The organism is Neobacillus sp. NPDC058068, from assembly GCF_042885335.1.
GTDB lineage: Bacteria > Bacillota > Bacilli > Bacillales > Cytobacillaceae > Neobacillus.
The window spans coordinates 231163-251784 of record NZ_JBHVSI010000005.1 but is presented as its reverse complement, the minus strand read 5'-3'; the positions used below and the strand labels follow the sequence as shown (position 1 = coordinate 251784).

Sequence of the window (20622 nt, the reverse complement as noted above, 5' to 3'; positions counted from 1 at the left end):
GTTTCATTAACCGAAAAGGGGAAAAAGTAGCCTCTCCGGTAAATGAAAGAGCGTTTCATTAACCGAAAAGATGAAAAAGCAGCTCCCGCGGTAAATGAAAGAGCCTTTCATTAACCGAAAAGAGGAAAAAGTAGCTTCCACGGTAAATGAAAAAAGCCGAACAAAAGAATTGGGGCAGCAACAGGTGTATTTTGCCCTCTCTTCTAGACTGAAGATTCCCAATATTGCGAAATAAGGAGTGTCCCACGATGAAGGAACTGCTATATGAAGGAAAAGCAAAACGGATTTACAAGACAGACGATGCGCACACCGTGTTAGTCGAATACAAGGATTCAGCGACCGCCTTCAATGGGCAAAAAAAGGAAACGATCACTGGGAAGGGCCGTCTAAATAACGAGATTACTAGTTTGTTATTTTTAAAATTAAAAGAACACGGAATCCCATCACACTTTATCAAAAAAATTTCCGACACCGAGCAGCTGGTAAAGAAAGTTACCATTATTCCCCTAGAAGTAGTCGTTCGCAATGTCGCGGCGGGAAGCCTCACCACACGATTGGGAATCGAAGAGGGTAAACTGCTAGCAGCCCCTCTCGTTGAGTTCTACCTAAAGAATGACGATCTCGGGGACCCGCTCGTAACCGTTGACCACATCCTAGAACTAAATATAGCAACCACTGAGGAAACAAGAATTTTACGAGAGAAAGCACTGCAAATCAATACAGTTTTATCAAGCTTTTTTAATGAACTTGGCATTCGTCTCATCGACTTTAAACTCGAGTTTGGCAAAGACGCAGAGGAGCACATTTTATTGGCCGACGAAATTTCTCCGGACACATGCCGCCTATGGGATCAACAGACAAATGAAAAGCTCGATAAGGATGTATTCCGCCGTGATTTAGGCAGCTTAACCGAAGCCTATGAAACGATTTTAACAAGACTTGGAGGTCACCACCATGTATAAGGTAAAGGTATTTGTCACATTAAGAGAAAGTGTACTAGACCCGCAAGGTAAGGCCGTAACTCAATCACTAAATGCTTTAAACTACAAGGAAGTAACCGATGTCCGCATCGGCAAATATATGGAATTAACCGTGGAAAAATCTGAGCGCAATATCGATGAGGTCATTAATGAAATTTGCACAAGCCTCCTGGCCAATCCGGTGATCGAGGACTACCGTTACGAAGTAGAGGAGTGTGTAACCAAGTGAAGTTCGCGGTAATTGTTTTTCCAGGCTCGAACTGTGATGTCGATATGTTTCATGCGATTCAAGATGAACTTGGTGAAGAGGTCGAATATGTTTGGCACGATACGGAAAGCTTAGCCGAATATGACGGAATCCTCCTCCCAGGTGGGTTTTCCTATGGAGATTACCTCCGCACCGGCGCCATTGCCCGCTTTAGCAAAGTGATGAAGGAAGTAGTCAAAGCAGCAGACGCTGGCAAGCCTGTCCTTGGCGTGTGCAACGGATTTCAAATCCTCTTAGAAGCAGGGTTGCTGCCAGGTGCGATGCGGCGGAATGAAAGCCTCTCCTTTATATGCAAACCTGTCGAACTAAGGGTAGAAACCAACCGAACGATCTTTACTGCCGAATACGAACAAGGACAAACGATTACCATCCCTGTCGCTCATGGCGAAGGAAATTACTATTGCGACGAAGAAACACTTGCACAACTAAAAGCCAATAACCAAATCGTGTTCACCTATCAGGAAAATCCGAACGGCAGCCTTGCTGATATTGCCGGTATCACAAATGAAAAAGGCAATGTTCTTGGGATGATGCCCCATCCTGAAAGAGCAGTCGATGAACTGCTTGGAAGCGCGGACGGACTTAAATTGTTTCAATCGATTGTGAAAGCTTGGAGGGAAGCACATGTTGTTAACGCTTGAACCAAATCCTAACCAAATTAAAGCAGAAAAACTATATCAGCAAATGGGTTTGTCAGATGAAGAATTTACAATGATTGAAACGATCCTTGGCCGTACCCCTAACTATACCGAAACAGGACTATTTTCGGTGATGTGGTCGGAGCACTGCAGCTACAAAAATTCTAAACCAGTCTTAAAAAAATTCCCAACAACCGGTGAAAGAGTCCTCCAAGGCCCTGGTGAAGGCGCTGGGATTGTCGATATCGGCGACGGTCAGGCGGTTGTTTTTAAAATTGAAAGCCACAACCATCCATCAGCGATTGAACCGTATCAAGGAGCGGCAACAGGTGTCGGCGGAATTATCCGCGATGTTTTTTCGATGGGTGCCCGCCCGATCGCTCTATTAAACTCGCTTCGCTTTGGCGAGCTTGATTCTGCTAGAGTCCGCTACTTATTTAAAGAAGTCGTCGCTGGAATCGCAGGGTATGGCAACTGTATTGGCATTCCAACTGTCGGTGGCGAAATTCAGTTTGAACCGTCCTATGAAGGAAATCCGCTCGTAAATGCGATGTGTGTCGGTCTCATTGATCATAAGGATATCCAAAAGGGCCAGGCGCATGGCGTCGGCAATATGGTGATGTATGTCGGGGCGAAGACGGGCCGTGACGGAATTCATGGCGCCACTTTTGCCTCAGAAGAATTAACCGAACAATCAGATGAGAAACGCCCAGCTGTTCAAGTTGGTGACCCATTTATGGAAAAATTACTCCTCGAGGCCTGCTTGGAGCTGATTCAATCCGATGCGCTTGTCGGAATTCAAGACATGGGGGCAGCCGGTCTGACAAGCTCCTCTGCAGAAATGGCGAGCAAGGCGGGAATGGGCATTGAAATGAATTTAGACCTTGTGCCTCAGCGGGAAACTGGAATGAGCGCCTATGAAATGATGCTGTCAGAATCACAGGAGCGGATGCTTATTGTTGTCAAGAAAGGCCGCGAAGCGGAAATCGGGGAGCTTTTTGAAAAATACGATTTAGAAGCAGTAGCAATCGGAACGGTAACCGATGATAAAAAGCTTCGCCTCATCCATAAAGGGGAAACGGTCGCTGAGGTACCGGTGGACGCCTTAGCCGAGGAAGCACCTGTGTATCATAAGCCGTCACAAGAACCATCCTATTTTCAAGAATTCCAGGCAATGGATCAGGAAATCCCGCAAGTCGATGATTTGAAAGAAACGCTCGTAAAAATTTTGAGCCAGCCGACAGTTGCAAGCAAGGAATGGGTATATGAGCAATACGACCACATGGTCCGCACCAATACCGTAGTCTCTCCGGGTTCCGATGCTGCGGTGCTAAGAATTCGCGGCACCCGCAAGGCACTGGCGATGACGACCGATTGTAACTCCCGCTATGTTTACTTGGATCCGGAAACCGGCGGAAAAATTGCTGTTGCCGAAGCTGCCCGCAACATCATTTGCTCCGGCGCCGTGCCGTTAGCCGTGACCGATAACTTAAATTTCGGGAATCCTGAAAAGCCAGAGGTATTCTGGCAAATTGAAAAAGCAGCCGACGGCATCAGTGAAGCATGCCGTGTTCTCGAGACACCTGTCATCGGCGGAAACGTGTCATTGTATAACGAAACAAGCGGCACCGCAATCTATCCAACACCGGTGATTGGCATGGTTGGATTAGTAACAGATCTCGACCATATTACAACGCAATATTTTAAAAACAGCGGCGACCTGATCTATCTAGTTGGAGAAACAAAACCGGAATTTGGCGGCAGTGAGCTGCAAAAGCTATTGAATGGAAGCATTTCCGGAAAAGCACCGGAATTAAATATTGAAATCGAAAAAGAAAGACAAGAACAAGTTCTAGCTGCGATTCGTTCAGGATTCGTTCGGTCTGCCCATGACCTGTCAGAAGGCGGCTTAGCGGTTGCACTGGCAGAATGTTTGTTCAGCAGCGATACATTGGGTGCTGAAGTGTTCATCACAGGAAATTCGGTATCGGCATTATTCAGCGAAAGCCAATCTCGTTTTCTTTTATCCGTTAAAAAAGAACATCAAGCGGAGTTTGAAAGTCTAGTAGACGCAGCCCTTATCGGTGAAGTGAATGATTCGGCAACATTACGAGTTTTAACAAAAAGCGAGCCTATACTTGAAGCTTCAATAAATGAATTAAATGCTGCCTGGAAAGGGGCGATCCCATGCTTGCTGAAATCAAGGGATTAAATGAAGAGTGCGGAATCTTTGGTGTTTTTGGACATCCGGATGCTGCGCAATTAACCTATTATGGGCTCCACAGCCTGCAGCATCGCGGCCAGGAAGGAACCGGTATCGTCGTTTCCGATGGCAAAACGCTGAAAGGGTTCAAAGGCGAAGGGCTTGTGTCTGAGATTTTTACCGCAGAGGCAATGGCGGAATTAACGGGTACGGCTGCTATTGGTCATGTCCGTTATGCGACTGCAGGGGGCGGCGGTTATGAGAACGTCCAGCCGCTGTTATTCCATTCGCAAAGCGGCAGTTTAGCGCTTGCTCATAATGGCAACCTTGTTAATGCGAATTCGTTGAAACATCAGCTTGAAACGCAGGGGAGTATTTTTCAAACAAGCTCTGATACAGAAGTATTGGCCCATCTTATTAGAAGAGGCGGCTTCCTACAGATGAATGACCGCGTTAAAAATGCGCTTTCGATGTTAAAAGGTGCCTATGCCTATTTAATCATGACCGAAACAGAGCTAATGGTGGCGCTCGATCCGCATGGTTTAAGGCCGCTTTCACTTGGCTGTATTGGGGATGCTTATGTGGTCGCTTCGGAAACGTGCGCCTTTGATTTGGTCGGTGCTGAATATATCCGCGATATTATGCCAGGAGAACTATTATTAATAAACGAAGATGGACTCACATCCGAGCGCTTTGCGATGAGTACGACAAAAGCGATTTGTATGATGGAGTATGTTTATTTTTCAAGACCAGATAGTAATATCCAAGGCATCAATGTCCATACTGCCCGTAAAAACTTAGGGAAAAGGTTGGCGGTCGAAGCTCCGATTGATGCAGATGTGGTGACAGGAGTGCCGGATTCCAGTATTTCCGCAGCGATTGGCTATGCTGAAGCAGCGGGGATTCCGTATGAAATGGGGTTAATCAAAAATCGTTATGTCGGCAGAACCTTTATCCAGCCATCACAGTCTTTACGTGAGCAAGGGGTAAAATTGAAGCTGTCACCGGTGCGCGGTGTTGTTGAAGGGAAGCGCGTTATCATGGTTGACGACTCCATCGTGCGCGGAACGACAAGCAGAAGAATTGTTTCGCTTTTAAAAGAGGCAGGAGCGACAGAAGTGCATGTTGTCATCAGTTCGCCGCCGATAAAAAATCCATGTTTTTACGGGATTGATACATCTTCGAAGGAAGAACTGATTGCTTCCGATAAGTCGGTAGAGGAAATCCGCGAACTGATTGGTGCTGATTCGTTAACGTTTTTAAGCGTAGAGGGCATGGTCGAAGCACTTGGGCAGAACAGTGGCTATTGCCTTGGCTGCTTTACCGGAAATTATCCAACCGAAATCTATCCAGACACGCTTCAATATTACTATCAAAAGGGGTAATGGTCATGGCAAATGCGTATAAACAAGCGGGTGTAAATATCGAAGCAGGCTATGAAGCGGTTGCGCGAATGAAAAAGCATGTGCAGCGAACAGCGAGGACCGGCGTCTTAGGTAGTCTCGGCGGTTTCGGCGGCATGTTTGACCTATCCACACTCGGATTAAAGGAGCCGGTTTTGGTGTCAGGCACCGATGGCGTGGGCACGAAATTGATGATTGCCTTCATGATGGATCGTCACGACACCATCGGCATTGATGCGGTCGCGATGTGTGTTAATGATATCGTCGTTCAAGGGGCGGAGCCGCTGTACTTTTTAGATTATATTGCGTGCGGCAAAGCGATTCCTGAAAAAATTGAGGCGATTGTCAAGGGGATTGCTGATGGCTGCGAGCAGGCGGGCTGTGCCTTAATTGGCGGGGAAACAGCAGAGATGCCGGGGCTCTATCGGGAGGATGAGTACGACCTTGCCGGATTTTCAGTTGGCGCGTGTGAAAAACCGGCGTTAATTACCGGCGAAACCATCGCACCAGGTGACGTACTGATCGGCCTCGCTTCAAGCGGCATTCACAGCAATGGCTACTCGCTTGTCAGAAAGGTATTTAACAATTGGTCGTTAATCGAGTTTGTTGATGTACTCGGCTGTACATTAGGCGAAGAATTACTCAAGCCGACGAAAATCTATGTGAAGCCGATTTTGTCTGCATTGAAAAAATTCAAAATTAAAGGGATGGCTCATATTACCGGCGGTGGTTTTATTGAAAATATTCCGCGGATGCTCCCTGCTGGACTTGGGGCAGAGCTGAATGAGAAAAACTGGCATATTCCCTCCGTGTTTAAATTAATTTCTGAGGTTGGACAAATCGATTATCGAGAAATGTATAATATTTTTAACATGGGAGTCGGCATGGTCGTTGCCGTTGACAAAAAAGATGCGCCAGATTTGCTAGAGCATTTCCGCCAGGTTGGTGAAACGGCGTATGAACTGGGCATCGTGACAGATCAAGCAGGGTTGAACATCAAAGGCTTCGGGGGCAGGCGATGAAAAATATTGCTGTATTTGCATCGGGAAGCGGAAGTAATTTTCAGGCAATCCTTGACGCGGTTCAAGCAGGAGACCTGGACGCGAATATTTCGTTGCTGGTTTGCGATAAACCAGGAGCGTATGTCGTTGAAAGAGCTGATGCGGCAAGCATCCCATCTTTTGTTTTTTTCCCAAAGGACTATCCAAGTAAAGCAGACTACGAAGCGGAAATAGCCATGCTGCTAAAAGATAATAAGGTTGATTTAATTGTGCTGGCCGGATATATGCGCTTGATTGGACCGACACTGCTTAAGGAATATGAAGGGAGAATCGTCAATATTCATCCTTCGCTGCTTCCCGCTTTTCCGGGTAAAGATGCCATTGGCCAGGCATTGGCAGCCAATGCGAAATGGAGCGGTGTAACGATTCATTTTGTCGATGAAGGCATGGACACAGGCCCTATCATTGTCCAGGAGCGCGTACGGATTGCCAAAGAGGATACACAAGAAAGCCTGCAACGAAAAATACAGGTCAGTGAACACAAGTTGTATCCCGAGATACTACAAATGCTGTTGACAAAAGGAGAGGTTGAGCAAGATGAAAAAACGCGTGCTTATTAGTGTTTCTGATAAAAGGGGAGTGAGCGAGTTTGCAAAAGAGCTCGTTAGCCTTGGCTTCGAAATCATCTCTACCGGCGGAACGAAAAAAATCCTGCAAGAGCAGGGAATCCCTGTTTTGGGCGTTAGTGATGTTACCGGCTTCCCGGAAATTCTCGAGGGACGGGTTAAAACGTTAAATCCGTTTATTCATGGCGGTTTATTAGCAAAACAGGACGATGTAGAACATCAAAAGCAGCTTGAGCAACATGGAATCGAGCCGATTCAGCTTGTTTGTGTCAATCTGTACCCATTCCAGCAAACGATTGAAAAGCCAGATGTAACGGTTGCTGATGCGATTGAGAATATTGATATCGGCGGACCAACGATGCTCCGTGCCTCTGCGAAAAATCATCAATATGTCACCGTTGTGGTTGACCCGTCTGATTATGAAACAGTAATTGCGGAGTTGAGAGCTGAAGGTGAAACGAAGCTAGAAACGAGAGTAAAGCTTGCCGCTAAAGTGTTCCGCCATACTGCTGCCTATGATGCGCTCATTGCCGATTACATGACAAACCTTGCCGAGGAAGCAACCCCGGAAAAATTAACGGTTACATATGAATTAAAGCAGACCCTCCGTTACGGGGAAAATCCGCATCAGCAGGCAGCCTTTTATCAAAAGCCTTTAGGGTCATCGTTCTCAATTGCCTATGCTGAGCAGCTTCACGGCAAAGAACTTTCCTACAATAATATTAATGATGCCGACGCTGCACTGCAAATTGTTAAGGAGTTTACGGAACCAGCGGCAGTGGCAGTTAAGCATATGAACCCGTGTGGTGTCGGTACTGGTAAAACAGGGTTTGATGCATTTACCAAAGCGTTTGCAGCCGATCCTATTTCCATTTTTGGCGGCATCATTGCCTTTAACCGTGAAGTGGATGCAGAAACGGCAGGCAAGCTTCATGAAATATTCCTTGAAATTATTATCGCGCCATCGTTTTCGGACAAAGCGTTAGCGATTTTAACAAGCAAAAAGAATCTGCGCCTGTTAACGATTCCGTTTTCTGGTGCGAAAAAACCTGAGATGAAACTGACCTCGATTGAGGGTGGATTGCTTGTTCAGGAGCAAGACCTGATCACAATAGATGATGCCGAAATCAAAGTCGCTACAAAACGACAGCCGACCGCTGCTGAGTGGGAAGCATTAAAGCTGGGCTGGAAGGTTGTAAAGCATGTGAAGTCGAATGCCATCGTTGTTTCAAGTGAAGACATGACTATAGGGATTGGCGCCGGGCAAATGAACCGCGTAGGTGCCGCTGAAATTGCCTTAAAGCAGGCCGGTAAAAAAGCCGAAGGTGCCGCGCTCGCTTCTGATGCGTTTTTTCCAATGGACGATACAGTCGAAGCGGCGGCGCAGGCAGGGATTACTGCGATTATTCAGCCGGGCGGCTCGATTCGTGACGAAGATTCGATTAAAAAAGCAGATGAATATGGAATTGCGATGGTGTTTACGGGAGTAAGGCATTTTAAACATTAGGCTGTGTTTGTTACACGTTGGTGTTTTGTCGGAGAGCGGGCTCCAACTGTCGACTTGCCGCCCACAACTGTCGATAAGGTAGTTTTCTGACTCTATTCGGAATCTATCTTGATAAAAAGCATCAATCTTTTAGAAAAGAGCCAAACATAAAAAGAGGTGAGATCGGTGAAGGTACTAATCATTGGCCGCGGCGGAAGAGAGCATGCCATCTGCCAAAAGGTAAGCGAGAGCTCGATTGTAGAAAAGGTATTTGTCGCACCCGGTAATGATGGGATGACCAATGTCGCGGAGTTGGTTCCAATCGAGGAGTCACAGCACGAACAGCTCATTCAATTTGCCAAAGATCAAGCAGTAGGCTTAACGATAATCGGTCCGGAAGTCCCTCTCTTGGAGGGACTTGCTGATCAATTTGAAGCTGCTGGGTTGAAGGTGTTCGGTCCGCGTAAAGCTGCAGCAGAGATTGAAGGAAGCAAGTCTTTTGCCAAAGAATTGATGAGTAAATACCACATTCCAACGGGTGATTATGCCGTTTTTACTTCTTATGAAGAAGCACGTAAATATGTCGAAGAAAAAGGGGCGCCGATTGTTATCAAGGCAGATGGGTTAGCTGCCGGTAAAGGTGTTACCGTGGCATTTACAAAAGAGGAAGCATTGTCAGCCTTGGAAGAAATGCTCTTAGGTGAAAAGTTTGGTGCTGCTTCTTCCCAGGTCGTGATTGAGGAATTTTTAAGCGGTGAGGAATTTTCGCTCATGGCATTTGTGAATGGGGAAATCGTTGTGCCATTGGAAATCGCGCAGGATCATAAGCGGGTCTATGATGGCGACCAGGGTCCGAATACCGGGGGGATGGGTGCTTATTCACCAGTCCCTCAGATTAGTGCGGAAACGGTGCAGACTGCCATCAACACCGTCCTGATACCCGCAGCAAATGCGATGGTACAGGAAAACCGCACCTTTTGCGGGATCTTATATGCCGGGTTGATTGATACAGGCGAAGTTCCAAAAGTCATCGAGTTTAACGCCCGCTTTGGCGACCCGGAAACACAGGTTATTTTACCAAGGCTAAAGTCCGATTTGGTTCAAGTAATTTTAGAGTTACTTGATGGAAGACACGCTGAATTAAGCTGGGAGGACCAAATGATGGTTGGCGTTGTGGTGGCCGCAAAAGGGTATCCGGAGGTTTACGAAAAAGGTGCTGTGCTAACAGGATTAGCTGATATGAATGATGATGTAGTCACTTTTCATGCAGGAACGGTCAAAAATGAAGCGGGTGAGTTTGTTACAGCCGGGGGCAGGGTGCTTCTTGTTGGGGCAAAGGGCGAGAGCTTGTTTAAAGCACAGGAAAAAGTCTATCGCGAACTAGGAAAAATAACCTGTGATGATGTTTTTTATCGGAAAGACATAGGTGTAAGAGCCATTCAACCTGTTCAAGGGTAAAGGATAATATGGCAAAAAGGGTTTATTGTAATTTCCTCATGGGCTTTTCATGAGGACAGAAAGAGCGAATTTTTCATTGTTTTTGTCCTTATGAGCCTTTCATGAGGACAGAAAGAGCGAATATTTCAGTGTTTTTGTCCTCATGAGCTCTTCATGAGGACAGAATGAGTGTTTTTTTCCCTGTTTTTGTCCTCATGAGCCTTTCATGAGGACAGAAAGAGCGGATTTTTCTCTGGTTTTGTCCTCATGAGCCCTTTATGAGGACAGGTAGAGCGGTTTTTTCAATAGTTATGTCCTAATATGGCCCCTTCATGAGGACAGTATTTCATATTTGTCTTATCATGAAATCCATTCGTGTCTGTTCACTCTCAAGTCGGATTATAAGGAACCCCCTGATTCCCATCCAAATTCGTCAAACCTTCCATCCCATCCATTGAATCGGCCTCGGCTGAGGTTTTTGGCATCATTTCCTGGCATCTTTCATATAATGCCGTTACGGGGCAGTAGCGGACGATGCCTTCTGCGACTTTCATGGCCCCACATAAAGCTGCGAATAGAAAGGAATCACGCCAAGGCTGTTTAACTAACTTCGATGTGCTCCAAGCAAGAATCGTTAATCCTAAGGTAATCCGGATTAATGCGTTTAAAATCCCGATATTTGGTTTGATTTTCAATTTGCTCACTCCTTCACAAAATCTTTACAATTTTTATCAATTCTTTACTGCTTTAAACGATAAAATATGATAGTATAATAACAAAAGAGGTTATGTAAGGGCTTTCTTTGTTGTTAAATCAAGATTTTATTATATAGATAGTATAAATAAAGGGAGGGGATATCATATGCTGGAACAACGTTACCGTTGGAAAAACAAACACCTGCGTATGCACGTATCCGTATTGGATGGGAAAACGTCTCCCACCATATTATTGAAAAACGCTTTATATTTAAATCAGACCTTTCGCCGCTGGATGAGGGCAAATATTTGGATTTATGAAGATCGGATTGTATATGTTGGTGAGAATCTGCCAACCCATATCGAAAACTGTGAAGTCATTGACTGCACAAATGAAATCCTTGTTCCAGGATACATCGAACCGCATGCTCATCCCTTCCAATTATATAATCCCCAAACGCTTGCAGCCTATGCATCCCAGTTTGGAACGACAACATTAATAAATGACAACATGGCATTAATGTTAAATTTGAAAAAAAGGGAAGCCTTTTCATTATTAAAAGATCTGCGTTCGATTCCGACGACGATGTATTGGTGGAGCCGCTTTGATTCACAAACGGAAATTCTGCATGAAGAGGAAATATTTTCGAACAGTAATATTAAGTCGTGGCTTGAACATGATGCAGTATTACAGGGCGGGGAGCTAACAGGCTGGCCAAGACTGCTTAATGGCGATGATTTAATGCTTCACTGGATTCAAGAAGCAAAACGGATGCGTAAGAAAATTGAGGGTCATTTTCCTGGAGCATCTGAAAAAACCTTAGCAAAAATGATGCTCCTCGGGACGGACTGTGACCACGAGGCGATGACAGGTGAAGAGGTTTATAACCGTTTAATGCAGGGGTATATGGTGTCATTAAGATATTCTTCCATCCGGCCCGATTTGCCTCAAATTTTGGATGATATGAAGCGATTAGGCATCGAGGCGTATGATCGATTAATCTTTAATACCGACGGCTCCTCCTCCGCCTTTTACGAACAGGGGATGAACGACCAGATGATCCGAATTGCCATTGAAAAAGGGGTTCCGATTATCGATGCCTATAATATGGCCACCGTCAATATTGCCAGATACTACAATATCGACCATTTACATGGGCAAATTGCAACTGGACGCATCGCAAATATTAACTTTTTATCGAGTATCGAAAACCCTACACCTGTTTCGGTCCTAGCGAAAGGAAAGTGGGTAAAACGGGACGGTGTGAAAACGGAAGATACTAATCCTCCAATGAACTGGAAGGACTATGGCCTAAAGGAGATGGAACTTGATTGGGAATTAACGATGGATGATTTACAATTCTCAATGCCTTTTGGGATCAAAATGGAAAACTCCGTCATCACCAAGCCCTACTCCATTGCGATTGATGTGTCAGGGGATGAATTGTCGCACGATCATGATGAATGTTATTTTACCTTAATTGACCGTAACGGGAAATGGCGGATTAATACGCTGTTAAAAGGCTTCGCCACTAAGTTGTCGGCGTTAGCAAGCTCGTTTTCCAATACCGGTGATATTATTTTAATCGGAAAAAATAAACAAGATTTGATACTTGCTTTTAATAGAATGAAAGAATTAGGCGGCGGGATTGTCATGGTCGAGGATGATCAGGTGGTTTGCGAGCTGCCGCTTCATTTAAGCGGAATTATGTCAGACCTTCCGATGGAAGACTTAATGGTGCAAGAAAAAAGGTTGTCTGAAGAGCTGCAAGCTAGGGGCTATTCTTTCTCAGACGCGATTTATAGCCTGCTGTTCTTTTCATCAACCCATTTACCTTATATTCGTATAACCCAGCAGGGGATGTATGATGTGATGAATAAAACAGTACTCTTTCCGTCAATAATGCGTTAAACTGTAAATAACTAATGTGTTAAAGCGTGAAAGTAATTTTTGAGCCTTGTAGGAAATAGGGGTGTTCGTTGAATGAAAAAATGGGCTGCCGCCTTTGCAACAATCTTGTTATTACTTTCTGGATGTAGTCATAAGGAGAAAGTAAAAGAACCAATAAAGAAGGAAAAAACAGTCAATAAGGCTGAAGAAAAAGCGGAAGAGAAACAGGGTGCCCCGTATTTTTATCCGTTAACAGGCATAGGCTCAGAAACTCAAACAGAGGGCAGGGCTGTTGCCGTCATGATTAATAATCATCCACAGGCAAGGCCGCAATCGGGCTTGAACAAGGCTGACATTGTTTATGAGGTACTGGCAGAGGGTGATATAACGCGCTTTCTTGCTGTGTTTCAAAGTGAAAAACCGGCGAATATCGGTCCCGTCCGCAGTGCGCGCGATTATTATATCGACCTGGCTAAAGGACTGAATGCGCTTTATATTGCTCATGGCTGGAGTGAGGAAGCTAGGAAAATGCTCGAGGGCAATTATATCGACAATATTAATGGAATGGTTTATGATGGTACACTTTTTAAACGGTCCAGTACCCGGAAGGCGCCACATAATTCTTATATAACGTATGAAAATATTTTAAAAGGTGCCGAACAAAAGAAGTATTCGCTGGAAAAAAGCCCGCCGGCCTTCAAGTTTTTATCAGAGGAAGAAAGTAAAAACGTGACCGGTGACGAGGCAGAGTCAGTGAAAATTACCTATTCATCGGGCGGGATATCCGATTCCAGCTTCGAATTTGATGCCGCCCTTGGTAAATATAAACGTTTTTCTGGCGGCGAGCAATCGGTCGATTTAGATACAAATGAACCTGTTTTACTTAATAATATTTTTATCATTGAAACAAACCATCGAGTAATCGATTCGGTTGGCCGACGCGATATTGATTTCAAGTCGGGCGGCAAAGCTTATTTGCTGCAAATGGGCAAGGTAAACGAAGTGGAATGGGCAAACAAGGACGGCCAGATTATCGCTGTTAAAGATGGTAAAGAAGTGCCATTCGTTCCAGGAAAAACATGGGTGAATGTGGTACCAACTAATCCTGGACTGCAAAAAAGCGTTTCTTTTAACGCTAAATAAACATTTTTTCAATTAAGGGGTAAACAATATGCAAATTAATAAATTACGCGGAAAAGAATTAGATCAATTATTTCAAGCAGTTCTCTCACTAAAGGATCTAGAAGAATGTTATCGCTTTTTTGACGATTTGTGCACGATTAATGAAATCCAATCATTATCGCAGCGGCTTGACGTAGCACGTATGCTCCGAGATGGAAATACGTACCATAAAATTGAAACAGAAACAGGGGCCAGCACAGCAACGATTTCCCGTGTAAAACGCTGTCTAAACTTTGGCAACGATACGTATGAAATGGTCCTTGAACGTATTAAAGATGAGAATAGCAAGCCTGAAGAAGAATAAAAAAAGGGTAAGATACTTCAGATAGACAATAACCAAACCGGAGAGAGGGTTCTTCGGTTTTTTTTCTTTGGTTAACATTTCTAGAAAATGAATCAGTGTTTTCTTTTTTTATCGAATCGTCAAATGCTATAATGGTGTAATGGAATGATGAATGGGGGATCTTTGGATGTATGACTTTCGCGAGTGGCGGCATGTGTTTAAACTCGACCCAAATAAAGAAATATCTGATGATAAATTAGAAAAAATCTGCGAATCAGGGACAGATGCTGTGATTGTTGGCGGAACAGACGGCGTGACACTTGAAAATGTCCTTGACTTAATGGCGCGAGTTCGCCGCTATACGGTTCCATGTGTCCTTGAAGTTTCAAGTATTGAGACCGTTACACCGGGCTTTGACTTATACTTTATTCCGACCATTTTAAATAGCAGTGATCCGAAATGGATTACCGGGCTGCACCATCAAGCGGTTAAGGAATTTGGTGAAATCATCAATTGGGAAGAATTTGCGATGGAAGGCTACTGTATTTTGAATGAGGATTGCAAGGCGGCAAAACTGACAAACGCAAATACCAACATCACTACTGATGATGTCAAGGCCTATGCAATGATGGCTGAAAAGATGTTTCGGCTCCCAATCTTTTATTTGGAATATAGCGGTAAGTACGGTGACCCCTCAGTTGTAGCTGATGTGAAAAAGGTGCTTGAAAATACAACTCTTTTTTATGGCGGTGGGATTTCTACGGTTGATCAAGCCGCAGAAATGGCCAAGCATGCCGATGTTATTGTCGTAGGAAACGCAATTTATGATGATTTTGATCAAGCGTTAGAGACGGTAAAAAGTGTCAACTAGAATTTGCTTTAAAGTGGAAATCACGTTACTATAAAGATAAGAACAAATGTTTGTAAATGGTGGTGGAAGAAGTGCAATTTTTAACAGATAAGCTTTTAAACGGCCTGAATCCGGAGCAGCAAAGTGCCGTGAAAGCGACTGACGGTCCACTTCTCCTGATGGCAGGGGCCGGCAGTGGAAAGACAAGAGTATTAACACATCGAATTGGTTATTTAATTGTAGAAAAACGAGTGAATCCCTACAATATCTTAGCGATTACGTTTACAAATAAAGCAGCCCGGGAGATGCGGGAACGGATTGGAAGAATGATGGGCGGGGTTGCGGAGGAAATCTGGATTTCTACCTTTCACTCGATGTGTGTTCGGATTTTACGCCGCGATATCGACCGAATGGGCTTTAACCGCAATTTTACGATTCTGGACACAACCGACCAGCAATCCGTCGTTAAAGGGATCCTCAAAGACAAAAATCTCGATCCGAAGAAGTTTGATCCGCGCGCTATTCTCGGCTCCATCAGCTCAGCTAAAAACGAACTGATTGACCCGGAAGAATATGCGAAAACAGCTGGTGGTTATTTTGAACAAACCGTAAGTGATGTTTACACGGAATACCAGAAACGATTACGGAAAAATCAGGCCCTTGACTTCGATGACCTGATTATGATGACGATTCAATTATTTCAGCGCGTACCGGATGTACTTGAGTATTATCAGCGTAAATTTCAATACATTCATGTCGATGAGTATCAGGACACGAACAGAGCCCAGTACATGTTAGTCAAAATGCTCGCGAATCGCTTCCAAAACCTTTGTGTGGTTGGCGATTCTGATCAATCGATTTACAGGTGGCGCGGCGCAGATATTGCTAATATTCTATCGTTCGAAAAAGACTATCCGAATGCAACAGTTATTCTGCTTGAGCAAAACTATCGCTCCACAAAAAGGATTTTACTTGCAGCTAATAAGGTTATCGAAAATAATATGAACCGGAAGGCAAAAAATCTGTGGACAGAGAACCCTGAGGGGAACAAACTGGTTTATTACCGTGCCGATAGTGAGCAGGGCGAAGCCCAATTCGTTGCGGGAAAAATTAAAGAATTAACTCGAAACGGTAAAAAACTTTCCGACATTGCGATTCTTTATCGAACTAATGCACAGTCACGTGTGATGGAGGAAGTTTTACTAAAATCGAATATCGAATATGCCATCGTCGGCGGCATTAAGTTCTATGACAGGAAAGAAATCAAAGATATGCTTGCTTACTTGCGTTTGATTTCCAATCCGGACGATGATATCAGTTTACAGCGGGTAATTAATGTTCCGAAACGGGGAATTGGTTCTACTTCGGTTGATAAAATCGCGAATTTTGCGGCAATGCATGATATTTCCTTATATCAGGCATTGGACTCGATTGAATTAATCGGACTAAGCCCAAAAATTACAAAAGCTGCACGTGAATTCCGTGATTTAATTCGTAATTATACGAATATGCAAGAGTTCCTGTCGGTAACTGAACTAGTAGAGGAAGTTTTGGAAAAAACGGGTTACCGGGAGATGCTCAAAGCGGAAAAATCAATTGAAGCTCAAAGTCGCTTAGAAAACCTTGAGGAATTATTATCGGTAACAAAAAACTTTGAAGACTCCAGTGAAGATAGAAGCCTTGTTGCGTTTTTAACAGATCTAGCACTTGTTGCCGATATTGATTCATTAGATGATGATGGGGAAAAGGTTGATTCGATTACCCTAATGACGTTACACTCAGCAAAAGGCTTGGAATTCCCGGTTGTTTTCTTGATCGGCTTGGAGGAAGGCGTCTTCCCGCATAGCCGCTCGCTTATGGAAGAAGTCGAGATGGAAGAAGAGCGCCGCTTAGCTTACGTAGGAATTACGCGGGCCGAGCAAAGTTTATTTATCACCAATGCCCAAATGAGAACCTTGTTTGGTAGAACCAATATGAACCCGGCTTCAAGGTTTATCAGTGAGATACCGGAAGATTTGATTGAAGGTGTGGAACCGGAGAATCGGCTGAATACGCCTTTTGGGTCTAGTGGAAGAACGTTTGGTTCATCAGGAACTTCTTTTGGTTCATCTGGAAATTCCTCTTTTGGCGCATCAAAATCATTCGCTCCCCCGGCAGCCAAACGAAAACCGGTGACAAGGCCTGTTTCCGCTGCATCCAGTGGAGAAGACATCGGCTGGAAGGTTGGCGACAAAGCGGAGCATGGTAAATGGGGAACCGGAACAGTTGTCAGTGTAAAAGGTCAAGGCGAAGGAATCGAGCTGGATATTGCCTTCCCGAGCCCAGTTGGGATTAAACGTCTATTAGCCAAATTTGCACCAATTAAAAAAGCGTAACAAGCACTTATGTCCCCGAGTGGGTATAACCGAATGAAAGGGCTGGATATATGGACCTTCAAATCGCTGAACAGAAAATCAATGAAATCAGAAGCCTATTAAATCAATATGGCTATGAATATTATGTGCTCGACAAACCATCTGTACCAGATGCAGAATATGACAACATCATGCAGGAACTGCTGGAGCTGGAAGAAAAGTTCCCTGAGTTAAAAACGCCAGATTCTCCTTCAGTCCGTGTTGGCGGTGCCGTTCTTGCACTTTTTGAAAAGGTCGAACACCGAACCCCGATGTTAAGCCTTGGGAATGCCTTTAATGAACAGGATTTAAGGGACTTTGACCGCCGCATCCGCCAGGCGGTCGGCGATGACTCTTCCTATGTATGTGAGCTGAAAATTGACGGGCTTGCCGTTTCATTAAGATACGAAGACGGTTTATTTGTCCAAGGTGCTACCCGCGGGGATGGAACGATTGGTGAAGATATCACTGCTAATCTAAAAACCATCAAATCGATACCGCTTCGGTTACGGGAACCTGTTTCATTAGAGGTTCGCGGTGAAGCCTTTATGCCGAAGCGCTCGTTTGAAGCATTGAATGAGGCACGAGCGGAACGCGGTGAAGAGCTGTTTGCCAACCCAAGGAACGCCGCTGCAGGGTCAATCAGACAGCTTGACCCGAAGATTGCCGCATCGAGAAAGCTGGATGTCTTTTTATATGGAATTGGCAATCCAGAAGCAATTGGGGCAGTTTCCCACAGCGCAGGCTTGGATTATTTGGATCATCTTGGTTTTAAGGCGAATAAAGAGCGGCGCAAATGCGCATCGATTGAAGAAGTCATCCAATTTGTTACTGAATGGGTGGAGAAGCGCCCACATCTTCCTTATGAAATTGACGGAATCGTCATCAAAGTCGATTCCTTAGTGCAGCAGGCTGAGCTTGGCACCACGGCAAAAGGTCCGCGCTGGGCAATTGCCTATAAATTCCCTGCTGAGGAAGTGGTGACAACGCTTTTAGATATCGAGCTAAGCGTCGGCAGAACAGGTGTCATCACGCCGACGGCGATTCTAACGCCTGTCAAAGTAGCGGGAACAACGGTGCAGCGGGCTTCCTTGCATAACGAGGATTTAATCCGCGAAAAGGATATTAAAATTGGCGATAAAGTCGTCGTTAAAAAAGCAGGCGATATCATTCCTGAAGTGGTCAATGTGCTGGCAGATCAGCGGACAGGCAATGAAGTGGATTTCAAGATGCCAACCCATTGTCCCGAGTGTGAGAGTGAGCTTGTACGCCTTGAGGGTGAAGTGGCACTGCGCTGCATCAACCCTAAATGCCCAGCGCAAATTCGCGAAGGCTTGATTCACTTTGTCTCAAGGAACGCGATGAATATCGACGGCCTTGGCGAAAGGGTCATCAGTCAGCTGTTTGCCGAAAAATTAATCAGTGATGTTGCTGATATTTATAAGCTTACAAGTGAACAGCTTTTAGCCCTTGAAAGAATGGGTGAAAAGTCAGTTTCCAATCTAATAAAAGCTATTGAAGCCTCCAAAAGCAATTCGCTAGAAAAACTGTTATTTGGTCTTGGTATCCGTCATGTCGGCGCGAAAGCAGCGAAAACGCTGGCTATCAACTTTGATAGTATGGATCAACTTGCGATTGCTTCTAAGGATGAAGTAATCGCGATAAACGAAATCGGCGAAAAGATGGCTGATTCCATTGTTGCCTTCTTTGAACAAGACGAAGCAAAGGAACTAATCAATGAATTAGTTGCTGCCGGGGTAAATATGGCGTATAAAGGAGCCAAACCGGTTTCGGCCGCAGAATCAGATTCTATTTTTGCTGGAAAAACAGTGGTCCTTACAGGAAAGCTTGAGCTATTATCGCGAAATGAAGCCAAGGAAAAGATTGAAGCACTTGGCGGCAATGTCGCTGGCAGTGTTAGCCAAAAAACACATCTCGTCATTGCCGGTGCTGATGCTGGTTCGAAGCTAAAGAAAGCAGAAGAGCTGGGTATTGAAGTGTGGGATGAGGAGAAGCTTTTAGAAGAATTAAATAAATAAGAGGTGTTTCGAAATGAGAAAGGTCTCATTGCTCGCCCTCTCCCTTGTCTTTTTGCTGAGTGCCTGTGCACCCAACTTTCAGAAGCAAAATGAGGTTGTCCAAACAAAGGAGAAGGAAAAAGGGAAGGCGATTATTCCGAAATATAATATTTCAGATAATTATTATCGGACGATTTTACCATTTGAGCCTGGGGAAGCACGTGGGCTGGTCGTCAGTAATATCAACACAAGATATGATTTAAACGAATTTGAAATGGGCTTAATGAGAATCGCCCAAAATAGCTTTGATACGGACAAATATTATTTCCGTGAAGGGAAAGAAATTGACGGGAAGACCGTAAGGCAATGGTTGAACCGTCAATACACGGATGCGCAGCTGAAAGAAAAGAAAATGAAGGCAGAAGAGAATATCGGCTTAAATCCGGTTAATTCCGGAACGGTAGAAGAGCCTAGCAGCCCAATTTATTTAGCCCATATTTTAGAGCACGATTATTTAACAAAAGACGATAAAGGAACTGTAGCACTCGGTGGAGTGACGATTGGACTGGCGTTAAATTCGTACTACTATTATAAAGTGCCGCAAGGCAATGGGACGATTGAAAAGGAAATGAAAATTTCCGCCGCAGAAATGGAAAAGGAAGGCAAGAAAATCGCCGAAGAAGTAGTCAAACGACTGCGTGCGATGAAGGAAGTCTCCGATGTGCCAATTACAATCGCCCTATTTGAACAACAAACGAAATCTTCGGTTATACCTGGAAGGTTCATTGGTTATACAACGGTGGATAAGGGCAAATCGAGTTTAAATAGCTGGGAAAATGTAGATGAAAAACACTATTTATTCCCTTCAGCTGATGCCCAAAACGATCATCGTGATGATCAAATTGCCTTTCTAAACTTTAAGCAGGATGTAGAAGAGTATTTTCCAAACTTTAATGGTGTTATAGGCAAAGGCTTTTATGTTGGCGACCAGATGCAGGAATTGAATATCACCATTCCAATCCAATTTTATGGGAAAACAGAAGGGATTGGATTTGCCCAATACGTGACAGGCTTAGTAATGGAGCATTTTCCTAAGTATCTTTCTGTTTCGGTAAGTGTTACCTCGGTAGACGGACCTGAAGCTCTTATCGTTAAAAAAGCAAATGCGACTGAACCATTCGTTTATATTTACCAATAAGACCTAGTTGATTCTGGGTCTTTATTTATTTGATAGAATCAAAAGAATCATGATAGAATGGACAGTGGAT

At 44.4% G+C, this 20622-nt stretch carries 17 protein-coding genes; 16 read left to right on the top strand and 1 reads right to left on the bottom strand.

Annotated elements, in window-relative coordinates; genetic code table 11:
- The first annotated feature begins 248 nt into the window (after positions 1 to 248).
- From purC to purD, 9 genes are all read left to right on the top strand, one after another.
- Complete coding sequence (gene purC / locus ACFVSW_RS08490) at positions 249 to 962, top strand: phosphoribosylaminoimidazolesuccinocarboxamide synthase (protein WP_387314614.1); 714 nt, start codon at positions 249 to 251, stop codon at positions 960 to 962.
- Positions 955 to 1209 carry a phosphoribosylformylglycinamidine synthase subunit PurS gene (gene purS / locus ACFVSW_RS08485; RefSeq protein WP_387314612.1) on the top strand — a complete coding sequence of 85 codons (255 nt, stop codon included), beginning with the start codon at positions 955 to 957 and terminating at the stop codon, positions 1207 to 1209. Before purC ends, purS begins: the two co-directional genes overlap by 8 nt.
- Positions 1206 to 1889: a phosphoribosylformylglycinamidine synthase subunit PurQ gene (gene purQ, locus ACFVSW_RS08480; protein ID WP_387314609.1), complete on the top strand. Its 684-nt coding sequence runs from the start codon at positions 1206 to 1208 to the stop codon at positions 1887 to 1889. The genes purS and purQ overlap by 4 nt, the downstream gene beginning before the upstream one ends.
- A complete protein-coding gene (gene purL, locus ACFVSW_RS08475) occupies positions 1873 to 4098 on the top strand; it encodes a phosphoribosylformylglycinamidine synthase subunit PurL (RefSeq protein ID WP_387314606.1) in 2226 nt (741 codons plus the stop codon). Before purQ ends, purL begins: the two co-directional genes overlap by 17 nt.
- Complete coding sequence (gene purF, locus ACFVSW_RS08470; RefSeq protein ID WP_387314604.1) at positions 4074 to 5474, top strand: amidophosphoribosyltransferase; 1401 nt, start codon at positions 4074 to 4076, stop codon at positions 5472 to 5474. The genes purL and purF overlap by 25 nt, the downstream gene beginning before the upstream one ends.
- Before the next feature lie 5 nt (positions 5475 to 5479).
- The gene (purM, locus tag ACFVSW_RS08465) at positions 5480 to 6514 is read left to right on the top strand and encodes a phosphoribosylformylglycinamidine cyclo-ligase (RefSeq protein WP_387314602.1); all 1035 of its coding nucleotides are present in this window, start codon (positions 5480 to 5482) and stop codon (positions 6512 to 6514) included.
- Positions 6511 to 7113: a phosphoribosylglycinamide formyltransferase gene (gene purN, locus ACFVSW_RS08460; protein ID WP_387314600.1), complete on the top strand. Its 603-nt coding sequence runs from the start codon at positions 6511 to 6513 to the stop codon at positions 7111 to 7113. The genes purM and purN overlap by 4 nt, the downstream gene beginning before the upstream one ends.
- A complete protein-coding gene (gene purH / locus ACFVSW_RS08455; protein WP_387314598.1) occupies positions 7091 to 8626 on the top strand; it encodes a bifunctional phosphoribosylaminoimidazolecarboxamide formyltransferase/IMP cyclohydrolase in 1536 nt (511 codons plus the stop codon). Before purN ends, purH begins: the two co-directional genes overlap by 23 nt.
- 165 nt (positions 8627 to 8791) lie before the next feature.
- Positions 8792 to 10063, top strand: a complete 1272-nt coding sequence (gene purD / locus ACFVSW_RS08450) for a phosphoribosylamine--glycine ligase (protein WP_387314595.1) — start codon at positions 8792 to 8794, stop codon at positions 10061 to 10063.
- A 368-nt stretch (positions 10064 to 10431) separates the two neighbouring features.
- On the opposite strand, the gene ACFVSW_RS08445 is transcribed toward purD, so the two are convergent.
- Positions 10432 to 10737 (bottom strand): YgaP family membrane protein, encoded by a 306-nt coding sequence (locus ACFVSW_RS08445; RefSeq protein ID WP_387314592.1) that lies wholly within the window; start codon positions 10735 to 10737, stop codon positions 10432 to 10434.
- Positions 10738 to 10903: 166 nt separating this feature from the next.
- Here ACFVSW_RS08445 and ACFVSW_RS08440 point away from each other — a divergent pair, with 166 nt between their 5' ends.
- From ACFVSW_RS08440 to ACFVSW_RS08410, 7 genes are all read left to right on the top strand, one after another.
- Positions 10904 to 12649 carry an adenine deaminase C-terminal domain-containing protein gene (locus ACFVSW_RS08440; RefSeq protein WP_387314591.1) on the top strand — a complete coding sequence of 582 codons (1746 nt, stop codon included), beginning with the start codon at positions 10904 to 10906 and terminating at the stop codon, positions 12647 to 12649.
- A gap of 72 nt (positions 12650 to 12721) precedes the next feature.
- Entirely contained in the window at positions 12722 to 13771 is a 1050-nt protein-coding gene (locus ACFVSW_RS08435) for a DUF3048 domain-containing protein (RefSeq protein ID WP_387314588.1), read from the top strand.
- A 28-nt stretch (positions 13772 to 13799) separates the two neighbouring features.
- The gene (locus tag ACFVSW_RS08430; protein ID WP_024026477.1) at positions 13800 to 14114 is read left to right on the top strand and encodes a YerC/YecD family TrpR-related protein; all 315 of its coding nucleotides are present in this window, start codon (positions 13800 to 13802) and stop codon (positions 14112 to 14114) included.
- A 166-nt stretch (positions 14115 to 14280) separates the two neighbouring features.
- On the top strand, positions 14281 to 14964 hold the full coding sequence (gene pcrB, locus ACFVSW_RS08425) for a heptaprenylglyceryl phosphate synthase (RefSeq protein WP_387314583.1): 684 nt from the start codon (positions 14281 to 14283) through the stop codon (positions 14962 to 14964).
- A gap of 71 nt (positions 14965 to 15035) precedes the next feature.
- The gene (gene pcrA, locus ACFVSW_RS08420) at positions 15036 to 17318 is read left to right on the top strand and encodes a DNA helicase PcrA (RefSeq protein ID WP_387314580.1); all 2283 of its coding nucleotides are present in this window, start codon (positions 15036 to 15038) and stop codon (positions 17316 to 17318) included.
- Between the two features lie 50 nt (positions 17319 to 17368).
- Entirely contained in the window at positions 17369 to 19375 is a 2007-nt protein-coding gene (ligA, locus tag ACFVSW_RS08415; RefSeq protein ID WP_387314577.1) for an NAD-dependent DNA ligase LigA, read from the top strand.
- A 13-nt stretch (positions 19376 to 19388) separates the two neighbouring features.
- Entirely contained in the window at positions 19389 to 20552 is a 1164-nt protein-coding gene (locus ACFVSW_RS08410) for a CamS family sex pheromone protein (RefSeq protein WP_387314574.1), read from the top strand.
- The last annotated feature ends 70 nt before the right edge of the window (positions 20553 to 20622 follow it).

Excerpts from the sequence above, each read along its gene's own strand:
- purS (WP_387314612.1), top strand. The coding sequence starts at position 955 with ATGTATAAGGTAAAGGTATTTGTCACATTAAGAGAAAGTGTACTAGAC.
- ligA (WP_387314577.1), top strand. The coding sequence starts at position 17,369 with ATGGACCTTCAAATCGCTGAACAGAAAATCAATGAAATCAGAAGCCTA.
- ACFVSW_RS08440 (WP_387314591.1), top strand. The coding sequence starts at position 10,904 with ATGCTGGAACAACGTTACCGTTGGAAAAACAAACACCTGCGTATGCAC.
- purL (WP_387314606.1), top strand. The coding sequence starts at position 1,873 with ATGTTGTTAACGCTTGAACCAAATCCTAACCAAATTAAAGCAGAAAAA.
- purN (WP_387314600.1), top strand. The coding sequence starts at position 6,511 with ATGAAAAATATTGCTGTATTTGCATCGGGAAGCGGAAGTAATTTTCAG.
- purM (WP_387314602.1), top strand. The coding sequence starts at position 5,480 with ATGGCAAATGCGTATAAACAAGCGGGTGTAAATATCGAAGCAGGCTAT.
- purC (WP_387314614.1), top strand. The coding sequence starts at position 249 with ATGAAGGAACTGCTATATGAAGGAAAAGCAAAACGGATTTACAAGACA.
- purF (WP_387314604.1), top strand. The coding sequence starts at position 4,074 with ATGCTTGCTGAAATCAAGGGATTAAATGAAGAGTGCGGAATCTTTGGT.
- ACFVSW_RS08435 (WP_387314588.1), top strand. The coding sequence starts at position 12,722 with ATGAAAAAATGGGCTGCCGCCTTTGCAACAATCTTGTTATTACTTTCT.
- ACFVSW_RS08410 (WP_387314574.1), top strand. The coding sequence starts at position 19,389 with ATGAGAAAGGTCTCATTGCTCGCCCTCTCCCTTGTCTTTTTGCTGAGT.
- purH (WP_387314598.1), top strand. The coding sequence starts at position 7,091 with ATGAAAAAACGCGTGCTTATTAGTGTTTCTGATAAAAGGGGAGTGAGC.
- ACFVSW_RS08430 (WP_024026477.1), top strand. The coding sequence starts at position 13,800 with ATGCAAATTAATAAATTACGCGGAAAAGAATTAGATCAATTATTTCAA.
- pcrB (WP_387314583.1), top strand. The coding sequence starts at position 14,281 with ATGTATGACTTTCGCGAGTGGCGGCATGTGTTTAAACTCGACCCAAAT.